General features: G+C 58.8%; 14 protein-coding genes and 1 tRNA gene. 9 read left to right on the plus strand and 6 right to left on the minus strand.

Annotation, left to right across the window (positions count from 1 at the left end):
- Window positions 1-12: 12 nt before the first annotated feature.
- Window positions 13-84, minus strand: a tRNA-Glu gene (locus VF639_RS03840).
- Between the two features lie 235 nt (window positions 85-319).
- Here VF639_RS03840 and gap point away from each other — a divergent pair.
- The 3 genes from gap (at window position 320) to VF639_RS03855 (ending at window position 2,865) form a co-directional block, all read left to right on the plus strand.
- On the plus strand, window positions 320-1,327 hold the full coding sequence (gene gap, locus VF639_RS03845) for a type I glyceraldehyde-3-phosphate dehydrogenase (RefSeq protein WP_331144561.1): 1,008 nt from the start codon (window positions 320-322) through the stop codon (window positions 1,325-1,327).
- A 222-nt stretch (window positions 1,328-1,549) separates the two neighbouring features.
- On the plus strand, window positions 1,550-2,419 hold the full coding sequence (locus tag VF639_RS03850) for a diacylglycerol/lipid kinase family protein (protein ID WP_331144562.1): 870 nt from the start codon (window positions 1,550-1,552) through the stop codon (window positions 2,417-2,419).
- Window positions 2,420-2,520: 101 nt separating this feature from the next.
- Window positions 2,521-2,865: a translation initiation factor gene (locus VF639_RS03855; protein WP_331144563.1), complete on the plus strand. Its 345-nt coding sequence runs from the start codon at window positions 2,521-2,523 to the stop codon at window positions 2,863-2,865.
- Between the two features lie 207 nt (window positions 2,866-3,072).
- On the opposite strand, the gene kdsB is transcribed toward VF639_RS03855, so the two are convergent.
- The gene (kdsB, locus tag VF639_RS03860; protein WP_331144564.1) at window positions 3,073-3,822 is read right to left on the minus strand and encodes a 3-deoxy-manno-octulosonate cytidylyltransferase; all 750 of its coding nucleotides are present in this window, start codon (window positions 3,820-3,822) and stop codon (window positions 3,073-3,075) included.
- Window positions 3,823-4,044: 222 nt separating this feature from the next.
- On the opposite strand from kdsB, the gene VF639_RS03865 reads away from it, so the two are divergent.
- From VF639_RS03865 to rlmF, 5 genes are all read left to right on the plus strand, one after another.
- Window positions 4,045-5,094: a LysM peptidoglycan-binding domain-containing protein gene (locus tag VF639_RS03865; protein ID WP_331144565.1), complete on the plus strand. Its 1,050-nt coding sequence runs from the start codon at window positions 4,045-4,047 to the stop codon at window positions 5,092-5,094.
- A gap of 156 nt (window positions 5,095-5,250) precedes the next feature.
- Complete coding sequence (locus VF639_RS03870) at window positions 5,251-6,009, plus strand: TIGR02757 family protein (RefSeq protein ID WP_331144566.1); 759 nt, start codon at window positions 5,251-5,253, stop codon at window positions 6,007-6,009.
- Between the two features lie 230 nt (window positions 6,010-6,239).
- A complete protein-coding gene (locus VF639_RS03875) occupies window positions 6,240-8,657 on the plus strand; it encodes an endonuclease MutS2 (protein ID WP_331144567.1) in 2,418 nt (805 codons plus the stop codon).
- 98 nt (window positions 8,658-8,755) lie between these two features.
- Window positions 8,756-9,151 (plus strand): hypothetical protein, encoded by a 396-nt coding sequence (locus tag VF639_RS03880; RefSeq protein WP_331144568.1) that lies wholly within the window; start codon window positions 8,756-8,758, stop codon window positions 9,149-9,151.
- Between the two features lie 63 nt (window positions 9,152-9,214).
- Window positions 9,215-10,138: a 23S rRNA (adenine(1618)-N(6))-methyltransferase RlmF gene (gene rlmF / locus VF639_RS03885; protein ID WP_331144569.1), complete on the plus strand. Its 924-nt coding sequence runs from the start codon at window positions 9,215-9,217 to the stop codon at window positions 10,136-10,138.
- Window positions 10,139-10,260: 122 nt separating this feature from the next.
- Here the strand turns inward: rlmF and VF639_RS03890 are convergent, their stop codons facing one another.
- The 3 genes from VF639_RS03890 to VF639_RS03900 form a co-directional block, all read right to left on the minus strand.
- Complete coding sequence (locus VF639_RS03890; protein WP_331144570.1) at window positions 10,261-12,540, minus strand: phospholipase D-like domain-containing protein; 2,280 nt, start codon at window positions 12,538-12,540, stop codon at window positions 10,261-10,263.
- Window positions 12,541-12,760: 220 nt separating this feature from the next.
- Window positions 12,761-13,783: a UDP-N-acetylmuramate dehydrogenase gene (gene murB, locus VF639_RS03895; RefSeq protein ID WP_331144571.1), complete on the minus strand. Its 1,023-nt coding sequence runs from the start codon at window positions 13,781-13,783 to the stop codon at window positions 12,761-12,763.
- A gap of 88 nt (window positions 13,784-13,871) precedes the next feature.
- Window positions 13,872-13,994: a hypothetical protein gene (locus tag VF639_RS03900; protein WP_331144572.1), complete on the minus strand. Its 123-nt coding sequence runs from the start codon at window positions 13,992-13,994 to the stop codon at window positions 13,872-13,874.
- Window positions 13,995-14,110: 116 nt separating this feature from the next.
- On the opposite strand from VF639_RS03900, the gene VF639_RS03905 reads away from it, so the two are divergent.
- The gene (locus VF639_RS03905) at window positions 14,111-15,325 is read left to right on the plus strand and encodes a cation:dicarboxylate symporter family transporter (protein WP_331144573.1); all 1,215 of its coding nucleotides are present in this window, start codon (window positions 14,111-14,113) and stop codon (window positions 15,323-15,325) included.
- A 158-nt stretch (window positions 15,326-15,483) separates the two neighbouring features.
- Here VF639_RS03905 and VF639_RS03910 read toward each other — a convergent pair whose 3' ends face one another.
- Window positions 15,484-16,905 (minus strand): sugar MFS transporter, encoded by a 1,422-nt coding sequence (locus tag VF639_RS03910; RefSeq protein ID WP_331144574.1) that lies wholly within the window; start codon window positions 16,903-16,905, stop codon window positions 15,484-15,486.
- Window positions 16,906-16,949: the final 44 nt, after the last annotated feature.

The raw sequence follows: 16,949 nt of genomic DNA on the forward strand, positions 1-16,949 counted from the left end.
ACGCGAGGCTAGTAGTCCGTAGGGGAATCGAACCCCTGTTGGTAGAATGAAAATCTACTGTCCTAACCCCTAGACGAACGGACCGTTTTTCGTTTTGGTGGTGCAAAGATAGCGCTTACCATCTTCCAAACAACTACCGATTCCTAAAAAGATGGTTCTGGAAACTAAACCAGTTGATATTCAGAAGAAAAAACTTCCATTTGAATTGAATCTATCGTAGAAAGCGTAGTGATTTGGCGAAGTACCCCGAGCCCTGTACCTTCGCTCCGCGTTTTTCACCCGGCCTTTGCAGGCCGTTCAACACCATTCCCCTAACAACATGGCTAAAATTAAAGTCGCCATTAACGGTTTCGGCCGGATTGGCCGTCTGACGTTTAGGTCGCTGCTCGAGCGCGACAACGTAGAAGTCGTAGCTATCAACGACCTCACAGACAACAAAACGCTGGCTCACTTGCTGAAGTACGACTCCGTGCACGGCCGCTTCAACGGCACCGTAGCGTACGACGAGGAAAGCCTGACCATAAATGGCCAGCGCATTCAGGCCCTGGCCGAGCGCGACCCCAAGCTGTTGCCTTGGAGCGCGATGGGTATTGACGTCGTACTCGAGTCGACGGGCCGCTTCGTAGACGAGGCCGGCGCCGGCCAGCACCTCACCGCAGGTGCCAAGAAAGTGGTGATTTCGGCGCCTGCTACCGGCAACATCCCCACGGTAGTACTCGGTGTAAACGAAGACATCCTGACTGGCAACGAAACCATTCTCAGCAACGCCTCTTGCACCACCAACTGCTTGGCCCCCATGGCCAAGGTGTTGGACGATGCTTTCGGTATTGAGAAAGGGTATATCACCACGGTGCACGCCTACACTTCCGACCAGAACCTGCAGGACGCGCCGCACAAAGACCTGCGCCGCGCCCGGGCCGCTGCTTACAGCATTATCCCCACCAGCACGGGTGCCGCCAAAGCCGTTGGCTTGGTACTGCCGCAGCTGAAAGGTAAGCTTGATGGTATTGCCATGCGCGTTCCTATTCCGGATGGTTCGACTACCGACCTAACGGTAATTCTGAAGCAGGAAGCAACGAAAGACCAAATCAACGAGGCCATGAAAGCCGCCGCCGAAGGTCCGCTCAAAGGCATTCTGGAGTACAGCACCGACCCGCTGGTGAGCATCGACATCGTGGGCAACTCCCACTCGTGCGTATTCGACTCGCAGCTGACCTCAACCAACGGCACGTTGGTGAAAGTGGTAGGCTGGTACGACAACGAGTTTGGCTACAGCACCCGCACCGCCGACCTCATCCAGAAACTAGGTGAGAAAATGAACGGCTAAGTTGTTGCCAGAACACATAAAAAAGGCTTCCCAATTATGGGAAGCCTTTTTTATGTGCCTTAGAAACGAGTAACTGAGTAGCAGTATAACGGAGTATTTGGCTTAGAGCACGAGCTCCTGTACAGGCGCGCCACAGGGTTTTCGAGGACTAAAGCACCGCTTCATGGTATAGCGCGCCGTACCTTTGCTCAGTTACTCCGCTACTCAGTCACTATCCCCAAGGTGCGCATCTGCTTTATTCTGAATCCGGCTTCTGGTACCAACCGCACCCAAGACGTGCCTGCCCTGCTAACGCGCTACGCTACGGAGGCCGGGGCAGACTTTGCTATCTGGCCAACCGAGTTTGCGGGGCATGCCGAGGAACTGGCGCAGCAGGCGGCAGCCGAGGGATTTCGGGTGGTGGTGGCCGTGGGCGGCGACGGTACGGTGAATGAAGTAGGGCGGGGCCTGTTGGGCACGCGGGCGGCTTTGGGCGTGGTGCCGCGCGGTTCCGGCAACGGTCTGGCCCGGCATCTGAAGATTCCGCTGGACATAGCTGGCGCCGTGCATCGGGCCTGTCAGCCTACTTTTCAGCGGATTGATGTGGGCTACCTCAACGGCCGGCCTTTTTTCTGCACGGCCGGGTTGGGCTTTGATGCGCACGTAAGCAAGATGTTTGCCCAAGCGGGTACCCGCGGCCTCAGCACGTATGTAAAAGTGGCTCTGCGCGAATACCGCCATTTCCAGCCAACGCCGGTGCAAGTAACGCTGCACGGCCAGAAGCTATTTGATACCAGTTGTTACGTCCTGGCTTTTGCCAACGCCGCCCAATACGGCAACAATGCCTACATCGCGCCCCGCGCCAATATCCAGGACGGCTTGCTGGACGTGTGCATCATTGATGGCCTTTCCCTAACCCGTGCCGTGCGGGTCGGCGTAGGGCTGGCCCTGGGCACGTTGGCTACCTCCGGTCAGGCCGTGTACCACACTTCTCGCCATATTCTGGTTCGTTCTGCCACGCCCATCGGCTACCACATCGACGGCGACTATATCGAAGACGCCACCGCCTTTGAGGCCAAGCTCACGCCGCTGGCCCTGGAAGTAGCGGTGTAGCGGTGATTTAGTGACGGAGTGAATTAGTGCGTTTGATGTTCTGTTAGCTTTGGCTGCTAGAACATCAAACGCACTAATTCACTCCGTCACTAAATCACTATATGAAAGCCGATAAAAACCGCCGGGAAGGAGTGGTATACTCCACCAACCCGGAGTTCGAATACCAGAACTCCGACGACCAGCAGGCCGCTACGCTGCCCCCGCAGCAGCAGAACCTACGCGTGCAGCTCGACAAAAAATCCAGGGGCGGTAAGCAGGTAACCCTTATTACCGGCTTTGTAGGGCAGGATGCCGACTTGCAAGCGCTGGGCAAGCTGCTCAAAACCAAATGCGGCGTAGGCGGCAATGCCAAGGATGGCGAAATCCTAATTCAAGGCGACTTCCGCGACAAAGTGCTGGCGGTGCTGCTCGAGCAGAAGTACAAAGCCAAGAAAGCGGGCGGGTAAGATATACTGAAGAACGAGCAAGTGAATAGCTAACAAAGCCATTCAGGAAGTTACTCGCCCATCCTGCTTGATCTGGCGTCCGCTTGTCGAAGCATCTCGCCCGCTTCGTTGAGTTTGCCACGCTAGCGAGATGCTTCGCCTCCGGCTGCGCAGACGCCAGATCAAGCATGACGTGCTGGAAGAGATTAGCGAACTACCTAAACAGCTTCAATCTCTTGTTCCCAAATGCCGCAAGGCTTTTTGCACGTCCTCAGGGGTATCGATGCCGATTGTTTCCAGCTCGGTTTCGGCGGTGAGGATGCGGTAGCCATTTTCCAGCCACCGAAGCTGCTCCAAGCTTTCGGCCAGCTCCAGCGGGGAAGGAGGAAGTTGGGTGATTTCGGTGAGAACGTCGGGGCGGTAGGCGTAGAGGCCGATGTGACGCAGGTAGCGGTGGTGGGTTAGCCACTGCTCTGAAGGCTGCTGGCGCTGGTAGGGCAGGGGGTGGCGGCTGAAGTACAGAGCATATCCGGCCGCATCCAGCACCACTTTGGGCAGGTGAGGACTAAACAACTCTTCGGCCGAAAGCACGGGCTTTACCAGTGTGGCTAGCTGCGGCGGGTCGGGGCGCTGGAAAAGCTGCACCAGAGCATCAATCTGGGCTGGATGAATAAAGGGCTCGTCGCCCTGAATATTGATTATACAGTCGGCACTGACCCCGAGCTGCTCATAGGCGTCGCGCACCCGGTCGGTGCCGCTGGGGTGGTTGGGGTCGGTGAGCAGGGCTTCGCCGCCAAACCCTTCCACATGGCGTCGGATTCGCTCGTCGTCGGTAGCCACTACCACGCGGCTCAGGCCGGAGCGGCGGGCTTGCTCCACCACGCGCTGAATCATCGACTTACCGCCGAGGTCGACCAGGGGTTTGCCGGGTAAGCGGGTGGAGGCGTAACGGGCGGGAATGATGCCAATGGCGTGCATAAGTAGGGGTAACGAAGGCGAGATGATCAGCAAAACAAACAATAAAAAATTTCCGTCGTCATATCCAGGCACAGGACTGCGCTTGAATTCCTAACTTTCGGCAGAGTTTCAACACAAAGGCCGCTCAGGCTTCAGGTTGTTGACACTCTCGTCGGGTTATTGCCGGCTTTACTTGGTTTTATTAGAGTTTTCTGCTTGCCACTGGTTTCGGTCGGTCTGTTTATGTTTCGATTTTCCTCGTTGTCTGTTGCGCTTATCTTTTCTAGTTTCTCGGCTCTGGCAGCTTCGGGTTTCATTGCTCCCCCTGATTCTATTGGGGTGGAGTACCGCAACAACAAGATGCTGATCAAGCACCGCGTGGCGCCCGGCGAAACCCTCTACGGACTTTCGCGCCGCTACAAAGTGCCCGTTGAGCAAATTGTGGAGGCCAATGCCGGCCTGCAAGGTGCCCTAAGCACGGGGCAAGTGGTGCTGGTGCCGCGGCAGCGGGCCGTAATGACCACTCCGGCGGCTCCTCAGCCAACTCCTTCGGCCAAAGCGCCCGCCGCAACGGCCGCCGTACGGACGCTGCCCCCTGCTGCCCGCGCCAACCGCGTACACAAGGTAGCTGCCGGCCAAACCCTGTTTTCCATTGCGCGGCTCTACAACACCACTCCGCAGGCGCTGGCGGAACTCAACGGCTTCGCCCCCACCTATAACGTGCGCCTGGGCCAAACCATTCTTATCTCGCGGGCTGCGCCGGCCCCGGCCCGGCCCGTAGTGCCGGCGCCGGTCCGGCCGGCTACTCCGGCCCCCGCCACCCAAGAGCCGGTAGTAACGGCGGCGCCCGCGCCGGTCCGGCCCGCCCCAACGTCGGCGCCTACTGCCGCGCCGGCTCCCGCTCGGCCCATGCCTATCCGTACCGAGCATCCCGCGCAAAATGAGCGACCCCGCGATACTGCCACCACTTCGGCCGTAGCTCCCAAAGAGGAAGAGCGGGCCCCGGAGCGGGCCAGCGAAATTGTGCGGCGGGTAACGGAAAGCGGCTTAGCCACCAGCATTGCCAACAGCAACACCGACAAGTACCTGGCGCTACACAAAACGGCGGCTGTGGGCACCATCATGCAAGTGCGCAACATCATGAACGGGCAATCGGTGTACGTGCGCGTGATTGGGGTGCTGCCCAATACCGGCGAAAACAACAACATCTTGGTGCGCCTCTCGCCCCGCGCCGTACAGCGCCTAGCTACTCCCGACGCCCGCTTCCGCGTCGAAACGAGCTACGTACCGTAGCGGAGGAGCTAGTAGCGAGCAGTTAGGAGTTAGAATAGCAGGAAGAAGGCCGGAGCAAGTTCACAGATGAACCTGTCTCCTGCTTTTTTGCTCTGGCGTGCTTCTCCTGACTAATCGCTCTTGGTTCCTAACTCCTAGCTTCCAGCTCCTTTACTATTGAATCACGCTCAAGTTCGAACCCTGCTGGAAGAGCAGTACGAACACTACAACCGCCCGGCCTTCATTCTCAACGACCCCATTCAAATCCCGCACCGCTTCACGCAGCGCCAGGATGTGGAAATCAGCGGGTTGTTTGCGGCGTTACTGGCCTGGGGGCGGCGGCCGACCATCATCAGCAAGTGCCATGAGCTGATGCGCCGCATGGACGACGCGCCCTACCAGTTCATTACGCAGCACTCCGACGAGGACCTCAAGCGCCTGCTTGGCTTCTGCCACCGCACCTTCTGCGACACCGATTTGCTGTACTTCGTGCACTGGCTGCGCTGGTTCTACTCCGGCCACGATACGCTGGAAGATGGCTTCCTTATCGGTGACACCCAAAAGGAGCGCCTGGAGAACTTCCACAATCTGTTCTTCAGCCTCGAGGACGCGCCACAACGCACCCGCAAGCACGTAGCCACGCCTGCCCGCGGTTCGGCCTGTAAGCGCGTGAACATGTACCTGCGCTGGATGGTGAGACAAGACGACCGGGGCGTAGACTTTGGCCTCTGGACCCGCTTGCCCATGAGCGAGCTGGTTTGCCCCTGCGACGTGCACGTAGAGCGCGTCGCCCGCCGCCTAGGCCTGCTAGAGCGCAAGCAGATGGACTGGTTAGCCGCCGAAGACCTCACGGCCCACCTCCGTACCCTCGACCCCACCGACCCCGTGAAATACGACTTCGCCTTGTTTGGGCTCGGCGTGGAAGGGGAGATGTAAGGCTGATTTTTCACTTCGCGACTCGCGCCAGGCTACGTGCCCGACACTCAAACCACAGTATTCTGACGCCTCGCGAAGCGAAACTTTGCGTTACAGTCTATGGCTGGTGCAACGAAGCACCAAGTGAAAGCATCACGTTACATTTCTATTAATGAATCTTTCCTGCCTTCCGAAGTGTTTATCTTCGGATTCCAATTCGATTACCGACTACCATTACCTAACTACCTGATTTGATTCTTCCTACTAACTTCGAGTTGAAAATAGGCTTCGCGCAGCTGCGCGAGATGCTGGATACTATGTGTCTGAGTGCGTTGGGCCGCCAGTTTGTGGCCAAGATGACCTTCCAGACCAAGCACGAGCAGCTGGAAAAGCTACTGCTGCAAACCGATGAATTTCGTGGCCTGCTGCACAGCGGCGCCGATTTTCCTAGTTCGCACTACCACGACGTGAATCCCCACCTGGTGCGGGCTAGCCTGCCTGGGGCTTACTTGGATGTAGCGGCTTTCTTCGCCGTGAAAATGAGCTTGCGTACCATTCGGCAGGCGCTGACCTTCTTCAGCCAGGCCGCTGAAGAGCTGTATCCCACCCTGCGTCTCCTTGGCATTGGCGTGCAAGTGGATCGTAACCTGCTGGCCGGCCTCGACAAAGTGGTGGACGACGAAGGCGCCGTGCGCGAGAATGCCTCGCCGCTGCTGAGCCAGATTCGGCAGGAACTGATTGCGCGCCAGGGGCAGCTGCGTAAGCAGATTGCCGGTATCCTGCGGCATGCTAAGTCGGAGGGGTGGGTGCCGGGCGATGCCGAGCCGACCATCCGGGGCGGCCGCTTGGTGCTGCCGGTCATTGCCGAGCACAAGCGCCGAATGAAGGGCCTGATTCACGATGAGTCGGCTTCGGGGCAGACGGTGTATATCGAGCCGGAAGCAGTGTTCGAGCTAAATAACGACATCAAGGACCTTGAAAACGCTTATCAGCGTGAGCTGATTCGGATTCTGACGGCCCTGACCGACCAGCTGCGGCCCCACATTCCGGACTTGCGCAAGGCCTACCAGTACCTTGGCCTGATTGATTTTATTCGGGCCAAGGCGCGGCTGGCGATACAGTTGGAAGCCACGTTGCCGACGCTGAGCGCCCGGCCCCTCGCGCGCTGGAAGCAGGTGCGGCACCCGCTGCTGTATCTCACTTTTTTGAAGCACGCCAAAGACGACCCGCGCGAAGTGGTGCCGCTGGATATCGAGCTGAATTACGAGCAGCGCATCCTGCTGATTTCGGGGCCGAACGCCGGGGGTAAGTCGGTAGCGATGAAAACGGTGGGCTTGGTGCAGTACATGCTGCAGTGCGGCCTGCTGATTCCGGCGGGCGAGAATTCTGAGGCCGGCATGTTCGACGACATCTTCCTGGATATTGGCGACGAGCAGAGCCTGGAAAACGACTTGAGTACGTATTCGTCGCACCTGCTTAGCATGAAGCAGTTTGTGACGCTGGCCGGCAAGCACAGCCTGATTTTGATTGACGAGTTCGGCACGGGTACCGAGCCTTCGCTCGGCGGCGCCATTGCCGAATCGATATTGGAGCAGCTGAACCGGGCGCGCAGCTTCGGGGTCATCACCACGCACTACACCAACCTCAAGAACTTTGCTGAGCGCACGCCGGGCATCGTGAACGGGGCCATGCGCTACGACCCCGAGCGGCTGCAGCCGCTTTACCGTCTGGAAATCGGCAAGCCGGGTTCGTCGTTTGCCATCGAAATTGCCCGCAAAATCGGTTTGCCCAAGCAGCTGGTGGAACGTGCTACGCAGCTCGTTGGCAAAGACAAAATTCGCTACGACCGGCTGCTGGAAGGCCTCGAAAAGGAAAAAACCGACCTCGAAGCCCGTACCGCCGAAGCTATCAAGCAGGAGCGTCGCCTCAAGAAAGCCGCGCAGGAATACCAGGACCTCAAGAAGTACCTCGACGACACCACGCTCGACGTGTTGCGTGATGCCAAGCAGAAGGCTAAGGCCTTACTCAAAGACACCAACCAGCAGATCGAGGCCACTATCCAGGAAATCCGATTGGGTCAGGCCGACAAGGAGCGCACCAAAGAAGCCCGCGGCAAGCTCGATACGTTTGTGCGCGAGAAGCTGCAAATCGAGCCGCCTAAGCCCAAAGGCACCCGCGAGTTGGCCGAAGCCGGTACCCTGAAACTAGGCGACAAGGTGGCCTTGATTGGGCAGGATGGCTACGGCGAGCTGATGAGCGTGAAAGGCAAGACGGCCGAAGTAAGCTTTGGCGGCATGAAAACCATCGTCAAGGTCAACCAGCTGGAAAAGCTGACGCGCACCGAAATTCGGGAGCGGGAGAAGGAAGCTGCCCGCAAGGCCCCGGCCCACTACGCTGGCTTCGACACGACGGGCAAGATGGCCAACTTCAACCCCACGCTGGATTTGCGCGGCGAGCGGGCCGAAGACGCCCTCAACAAAATCATGGCCTACGTGGATGACGCCGTGATGCTAGGCGTGCCGGAAATCAAGTTTCTGCACGGCCGCGGCAACGGCGTGCTCCGCCAGGTGGTGCGCGACTACCTGCACCGCACCCGTCAGGTGGCCAGCGTGGCCGACGAGCACGCCGACCGGGGCGGCGACGGCGCGACGGTGGCAGTACTGAAGTAACTGCTGAACGATAAATGATAGAGCCGTTGCAGAAACCCATCTTATGGATTTCTGGAACGGCTCTATTTTGTAGCCAGCTTTCCAATTGAGATCATGCTATGAAGTTGAAAAACACGCTTGGTATTGCTGTATTATGCTTTTTGATAGGTGTTGCATTTCTGCTTTTTACAGATGGAGTTATGCCATGGAATCGGCAGCCAGCTATAGAAACAGTGCTAGAATGGGGTGGTCTGGCGGCCTTGCCCGTCAGCAGTTCTGACGTTGTTATTCGCACGAAAGGCAGCATGTTTAGTCGACAGGTTATTCTGCGTTTCGAGTGTGACTCTATTGGCATAGAGCATTGGATAAGAAGTAGCAAGGGTCTGAAAGACAAGCAGTATGAAAAAGAAGGCAGTAAAAAAACGTATAGGCTGTACCCTGGTCAAGCAGGAGCTATGGGCGGAACTGTAATCATTCAAGAACGCCAAGTGGTGATAAACATGAGTTGGAGTTGACGCAATAGGTTATAGGTTTAGCTAATGTAGCTTTGGACTTCTTTTTACTATTTTCTTAGCTCTGTGCACCCTCGCAACCGCCACGCCGCCCGCTACGACTTCGCCCAACTCATAGCCGCCAACCCCGAGCTTACGTCATTTCTGACGCATACGCCTACCGGCGAAGAAACCGTGGATTTCACTGATCCGGCTGCCGTGAAGGCGCTCAACAAGGCCCTGCTCAAGCAGTTCTACGGGGTGCAGCATTGGGATATTCCGGCCGGCTACCTGTGCCCACCCATTCCCGGCCGCGCCGACTATATCCACTATGCTGCCGACCTGCTGGCGGCGAGCAATGGGGGAGAGGTGCCGCGCGGTAAATCAGTGCACGTACTCGACGTGGGCGTGGGCGCGAACTGCGTATACCCTATCATCGGGACGCGGGAGTACAACTGGCGTTTCGTGGGCGCCGACATTGATCCGGTGGCTATTCGGGCGGCTAAGCACATGGTGGCAGCCAACTCCGTGCTGGCTGGGCGCATCGATTTTCGGTTGCAGAATCACGCGGAAGATATCTTTGAAGGCATCGTGAAGCCGCGGGAGGAATTCGATTTAACAGTTTGCAACCCGCCGTTCCACGCCTCGGCCGAGGAGGCCTTGGCCAGCAACCAGCGCAAAACCCGCAACCTAGGCCAAGGCCAAATCCTGGAGCCAACTCCTAACTTCGGCGGCAAAAACACCGAGCTCTGGTACGAGGGCGGCGAGGAGCTGTTTGTGCGCCGGATGGTGGAGCAGAGCGTACCGTTAGCCACGCGGGTACTCTGGTTCAGCACGCTTATCTCGAAAAAGGAGACCCTGCCGAGCATCTATCATTTCCTCAAACAAGCCAACGCGCTAGACGTCAAAACCATCAACATGAGCCAGGGTCAGAAAGTTAGCCGCCTAGTCGCCTGGACGTTTCAGGATGAAGCGCAGCAGCAGGCGTGGCGCAAGCGGCGGTGGAAGTAACGCGAAGCTCCGGCTTCCGCGAACGAGCAAAGCGAGTAGCTGGTACTGCGCCGTATGGTCTGGTACCAGCTGCTCGCTTTGCTCGTTCGCGGAAGCCGGAGCTTCGCGTTACAAAACTCGCTTTACTCCACCACCACGCGGCTGACCTGCGTGGCTTCCGATGTCACCACCTGCACCATATACATTCCGGCACGCAGCGTGGAGGCATCTACTGTCACATCTTGGCCATTCAGTTGGCGGGTTTGCTCCAGCACCACGCGGCTGGTTACGTCGCGCAGCGTGACGGTGGCGGTGCGGGCCTTGCTGGCTGCGAGATGGACAGCGAAGGCGCCGTGGGTAGGGTTGGGATATACCTGCACGCTACTTTGCTGTACGGTAGCTTGCTTGTTGGCCAGAATTAGGTTGCAAGGATGTGTGGCGGCTACGTTTTGCTCGGCGATGCGCTGGTAGAATTCCTGATAGTACTGATTTACCACGCGCGGATCATGAATGATAAGCGTGTTTTCATCGTTCTCGGTGTTGGCGGCGGCGCTCCAGTTGTGCGAGCCCAGAAATACGGTTGGGTCCGACTGTGAGGCACCGGCGTCAACCAGCACGTACTTGTGGTGCATGGTGCCAGGTACTATGTCGAACATGACGCGGGCCCCGAGGGTGGAACGCAAGGTAGTTACCACACCAGCCTGCGAGTCGGCTTCGTCATCGAGCAGTGCTTCCGAGCAGGCCGCGATGTTAGCTGTCTGCACCTGGGTGCGGATGGCATCGGCAATTTCGGAGCGGGTGATAAGCATGGTGGCCACGTGCAAGTCGTTGTTGGCCGTTTGAATGGTTTGGATCAGGCGCTCCTGCACGTTGTCGGTGGGCGAAAACCACGATTCCACCTGCTTGCCGCCGATGTTTAGGTAGTGGGGCGTGTTGTCGGTTTTGGCGGAACCGAACCGGGCCGTAGCGTTGGTGCCGCCGCCCCACATCTCGTTGAACTCCAGCGTATATACTCGTGCCAGGCTTTGGTCTTGCACCGCAATGGCACTGTTGCGGTCGGAAATAAGCTGCGCCTGCGTCCAGTTAGTGGAGCCGGTCCACACCCACGGGCGGTTGGGTTCGGTGCTGTTCACGTCGATTACCACAAACTTGTTGTGCATAATGGCCGTCTGGGTGGCACGGGCCACGCGCGGAATGGCCGGGTCGAGCCCCATGATGCTCACGTTCGTGTTGTCGCCTTCGGATACTACCCGCACCGCAACGCCGCGCGCTTTCGCCGCGTTTACGGCCGTCAGAATAACGGGGCTGTTCCAGTTATAAATGGCAATATCGAGGGTTTGCTGGGCCCGGTTGATGTAGCGGGCCAGGGTATCGGCAATGGTGCCGTTGGGCAGATACACGGCGTTGTTGCCGGGCAGGGCCAAGGCGTTGTTCACTGGGTTGTTGAAGTAGGTGCGCATCCTGCCCGATGAGAGGGAAGCCGTAATCATGGGCACGGCGGCTAGCTCGGAACGGCCATTGGCGTTGCCGGAACTCACCTTCACGTAGTACACGGTGCCTGGCTGCAAGCCGGTCAGGGTTAGCGTGTGCTGCGTGCTCACCGTGGTGTTGTTCACCTGTTGCGTGAGGCTGGTCGGCGTTAGGCCGTACTCCACACGGGCGTCACCAGCGTTCTGCGTTGGGAAGCTCACCGTGAAGCCGGTGGTGCTGATGCTGCTGGCCGCGGGCGACCCAATCACATTGGGGGTACTGCCAAGCACAAAATCAGCGTAAAGCCGAGGCACCAGCTGGTAGCCCCCCGTGCCGCTCGAACTGAACTGGCTCATAATGCCAAACAGGTCGAAGTTGCCGTTAGGCGCAATTTTACCCACTACCCCCGCCGGGCCGGTAGACGAGACGCTCGGCCGCACTATAGCATTGGCCGCGCCGTTGAGCAGGTAGTTGATGTTGCCGGTAAAAGTGTAGAACGGGCTGCCGGTGGCCGTCGTCAGGTTGGTGTTGCCGGTGATGCGGACCAGCTGCCCCTCGTAGGCTTCGGCGAAAACCGTACCCGAGCTAGCCGCCGCTACCGTAGCGGCCGGCCGGATGGTGCGGTTGCGGGCCAGTACCGTTACCGACGCAACGGGGTCCATTTCCAACAAGCCACTGAAGTTTTTTAGCGTGCCACTGATTTGGATACTGTCGCCGGGCACCAGGGCGTCGAAGCCGGCCGCGGAGGTGGAGTAAGCCGCTAACCCGGCGGTGCCGTCCTGTAGGTAGCGAATTACGCCAAGCTCAGCACCGTTCGTAATTACGCCCCGCACCGAGACGGTGGCGCCGGCGCCGGCGGCGCGGGCCGCTGCAACGGTGGTAACCGTTTGGGCCAAAGCTGGTTGCAGTGATGCTGCGCCAAGAAGCAAAGCCGCAAGAGTAAATTTGTTCATATAGGCAAAAGAGTGAAAGTAGCAGCAGGAAAAGGAGCAGTGGAAAACCAAGCTTAAAGATCAGCTTTTTAGCTGGTACTAAGGCGGGTTCAGAGCTAATGAATCACTGAGAAGAGTCTATCTGAAAGAAGAAACGTCCTGTCGGGCCAGGCATCTGGCCGCGCCGACAGGACGTTTCTTTTGGGTGGTAGCAGAGCAACTGGCGAGCAGCGGGCTTCTGCTACATAATGTTCACTTCGGGGTGCAGCTCCACGCCGAACTTCTCGCGCACCGAGGCAATAATTTCGTAGGCCAGGTCGCGGATGTCCTGACCCTGGGCGCCACCGTGGTTGACGAGCACCAGCGCCTGCCGGTCGTGCACGCCGTGGGGGCCGCGGCGGTGGCCCTTCCAGCCGCTTTGCTCGATCAGCCAGGCGGCCGGCACTTTCACGCCGCCGGGCACGGGGTAGCCGGGCAGGTCGGGGTGGGTAGCTTTCAGCTCGTCGAACTTGTGCTGCGAGAGTTCCGGGTTTTTGAAAAACGAGCCGGCATTGCCAATTTCGGCAGGGTCGGGGAGCTTGCTGCGGCGGATGTGCACCACCGCCTCGCTGATGTGGCGGGGCGTCGGCTCGCCTTCGATGCCGAGGTCTTGCAGGGTGGTTTGGATGGCGCCGTAGCTTACGTTGAGTTGGGCCCGGCGGTGCAGGCGCAGCACCACGCTCGTGACGATGTACTGGTTTTTGAGCGGGCCTTTAAACACACTTTCGCGGTAGCCAAAGCCGCATTCTTCCACCGAAAACGTGCGCAGCTGGCTGGTGGCAGTTTCCAAGGCTTCCAAGGCCTCGAAGGTGTCGCGTAGCTCCGCCCCGTAGGCCCCAATGTTCTGCAACGGCGCCGCGCCCACCGTCCCCGGAATCAACGACAGGTTTTCGATGCCGCTCAGGTTCTGGCTGAGCGCGTATTCCACCAGCCCGTGCCAGCTCTCGCCCGCGCCGGCCCGCACCAGCGCCGTGTCCTCGTCCTGGCTGATGATTTCCAGGCCGCGGATTTCGTTTTTCAGCACCACGCCCTCGAAATCCTTGGTGAACAGCAGATTGGAGCCGCCGCCTAGTATCAGCTGCTCGGCTTGCTGCACTTCGGGCAGCGCCAGCAAAGCCCGCAGCTCGGCCACGGACGAGAAACGGGCAAACAGCCGGGCCTTTACGTCGAGGTTGAACGTATTGTAAGGGCGAAGTGAAATGTCGTGTTCGAGGGTAGGAGTCATGCGGAAAAGAAAAAGCCGAGGCCGCAAAGATAGGCGACCAGTACCACGAAGCGGCGCTTCGTTCGTGGCCCGACTACCGGCACCAGCACTATAGTCGTACCACCGAGCGCCGGCTTGGTAAGTCGTTGAACAACCCGAGCCGCACCATAATAACAATGTCGTTCAACAAACGAAGCGCTGCTTCGTGGTACTGGTCGGCACGACTTTCCAAAGTGCTTGCTTTACTTGGGCAGAACTATTTTCCGGCAAGTGCTGGAAACCGGATAGCTTGGGCACGGGAAAACGCAACGTGCCAACCAACACAAGCTAAAGCTACTGCTACACTTCATGAAGAAACTAGTCACCAACCTTACCTTTTGGGTGCTGACGGCCATAGTGGCGGGCGCGCTGCTGGGGCACTTTGCGCCGGCCACGGCCGTCAAGATGGATGCGCTTGGCAAAGCGTTTATTGATGTCGTCAAGCTGTTCATCAACCCCATTATTTTCCTCACCATCACGCTCGGCATCAGCAGCATGGGCGACCTAAAGAAGGTAGGGCGCGTGGGCGGTAAGGCGCTGCTCTACTTCGAAGTCGTCACGACGCTGGCCTTGCTTATTGGGGTTGGGGTGGCCCACATCATTCAGCCGGGCGCCGGCGTGACGACCGGCAACCTCAACGGGCAGGCCGTGGGTCAGTATACCAAACAGGCCGGCAGCTTCTCGTGGCTGCACTTCCTGGCCGACAACCTGACCTTGCAGGTGCTGCTGGTATCTATTGTGCTCGGCATGGTTCTGAGCCGCTACAGTGGCCGGCAAGCCATCATCGATAAGCTGAATCTGGCTTCGAAGTACGTGTTCAAAGGTCTGCACTTCGTGATGCTATTCGCGCCCATCGGAGCCTTTGGCGGCATGGCTTTCACCATCGGCAAATACGGCGTGGCCACTCTCATTCCACTAGCCAAGCTGATGGCCACGGTGTACATCACCATGGCCTTATTTGTGTTTATTGTGTTGGGGTCGATTTTGCGCTACTGCGGCATCCGGATGCTCGCTTTCCTGAACTACATCAAGGCCGAGCTGCTGATCGTGTTAGGCACGTCGTCGTCGGAGGCGGGGCTGCCAGGGCTGATGGAAAAGCTGGAGCGCATGGGCTGCGCCAAGCCCGTGGTGGGGCTAGTGGTGCCGGCCGGCTACTCGTTTAACCTCGATGGTACTACCATTTACCTTTCCCTGGCCACCATCTTTCTGGCGCAAGTGTTTGGCGTCGAGCTGACTATAGGCCAGATGCTGACGGTAGTAGGCATTCTGATGGTGACCAGCAAGGGCGCGGCTGGCGTCACCGGTTCGGGCTTCGTGGTGCTGGCCAGTACGCTTACGGCCGTAAAAGTAATTCCCGTAGAGGGCCTGGCCTTGCTGCTCGGCGTCGACCGGTTTATGTCGGAAGCCCGGTCCATTACTAACTTCATCGGCAACGGCGTAGCCACCATCTTCCTCTCCCACAACGAAGGCGCCCTCGACCACGCACAAGCTGCGCGGGTGTTGAATGGGGCGAATGAAGAATGAGGAAAGAGAAAGGAGGAACGGTCATGCTGAGCGCAGGCGCAGTCGAAGCATCTCGCGAGGGTGGTAAACTCAATTACTACTGCAACGATTCGAGCGAGATGCTTCGACTCCGGCTGCGCTCAGCATGACCGTTCTTCATCACTCATTTCTCGTTCCCTTCACCGCACCCGATACCCACTGAGCGAATAGAACAGCAGGTAGGCATAGCATAGCAGCGGCACGGTCATGGTCACCCGCAAGCCGCCGCCGTGCGTCGCCAGCCAGCCCATGAGGGGCGGGATGATGGCGCCGCCCACAATGGCCATCACCAGGTACGACGAGCCTTGCTTGGTGAAGCGCCCGAGCCCAGTAATAGCCAACGGGAAAATAACCGGCCACATAATCGAGTTCATCAGTCCGCATAGCACAATCAGCCATAGTGCCGTTTCGCCGGTGCTTAAAATAGAGGCGCCCACCAGCGCTACGCCGGCCGCGCACACCGCCACCAGCAAGGCCCGGTTATGGAACTTAAGCAGCAGCGGAATCCCGAGCACCCGCCCCACCAACGAGCCAAACCAGTACGACGACACCAGCACCGCGCCCACCGCCTTCGTGAAGCCCGCCGACGTATCGATGGGCGCCGGGCTTTGCCCGAACAGCGCTACGGCATAGTTGGTGGCCACGTTCAGGCCGCGCACCAAACTTTGGGTGAAGGCGGAAAGCTGCTGAATCCCCTGCGCCTCGCCGTAGCGAATCAGAAACGAGCCCAACCCGACTTCCACGCCCACATACACGAAAATAGCCCCGATGCCGAGCAGTAAATGCGGAAACTCCAGGGCGCTTTGGCGGCGCGTGATGCGCAAATGGCCTTCCGCGTCCCATTCGGCGCCGCGGGTTTCTTCTTCCACGGGCAGGCTCTCAATCTCCGGCAGCTTCACCACGAAAAAGAATACGCCCGCCAGCACCACCAGAAACGTCGCCAACCCGATATAAGGCCCTTTCACCAACTGCGACTCTTCGCCTAGCCGCTTGGCCAGCGGCAGCGCCGCCAGCCGGGCCTTCAGCGCCACCGAGCCCCCAAACAGCACCAGCGCCCCCACCAGCGGCGACAACGCGCCCCCGAAGTTGTTGGCTACCCCCACAATGCTGACCCGCGCCGCCGCCGACCGGGCCGGCCCTAGCACGCTCACGTAGGGGTTGGCCGCCACTTGCAGCAGCGTGATACCCCCCCCCAGCACTGCCAGCGCCGTCAGGAACAACCCAAACTCACGGGTATTGGCTGCCGGCACGAACAGCAGCGCCCCCACGGCCATCACCAGCAAACCCACCACAATGCCGCGCTGATATCCCAGCCGCTTCAGCACCCAGCCCGCCGGCAGCGACATCAAGAAATACGCCCCAAAAAACGCCGATTGCACCGCCGACGACTGCAAATCGGTGAGCTGGCATACGTCCTTGAGGTAGGGAATGAGCACGTCGTTGAAGTTGGTAACGGCCCCAAACAGGAAGAACAGCGCCGTCATGGCCACCATGGGCAGCGCGTAGCTGCGGGCCGGCGCGGCGGTACTGGGAGGAGGAGAGGAGGTGAGAGGAGTAGCCATACCGGCAAAATAGGCAGGAAAAATAAAAAGCTGGTCTTTCGACC

The sequence above is a fragment of the Hymenobacter sp. genome, from assembly GCF_036387835.1.
GTDB lineage: Bacteria > Bacteroidota > Bacteroidia > Cytophagales > Hymenobacteraceae > Hymenobacter.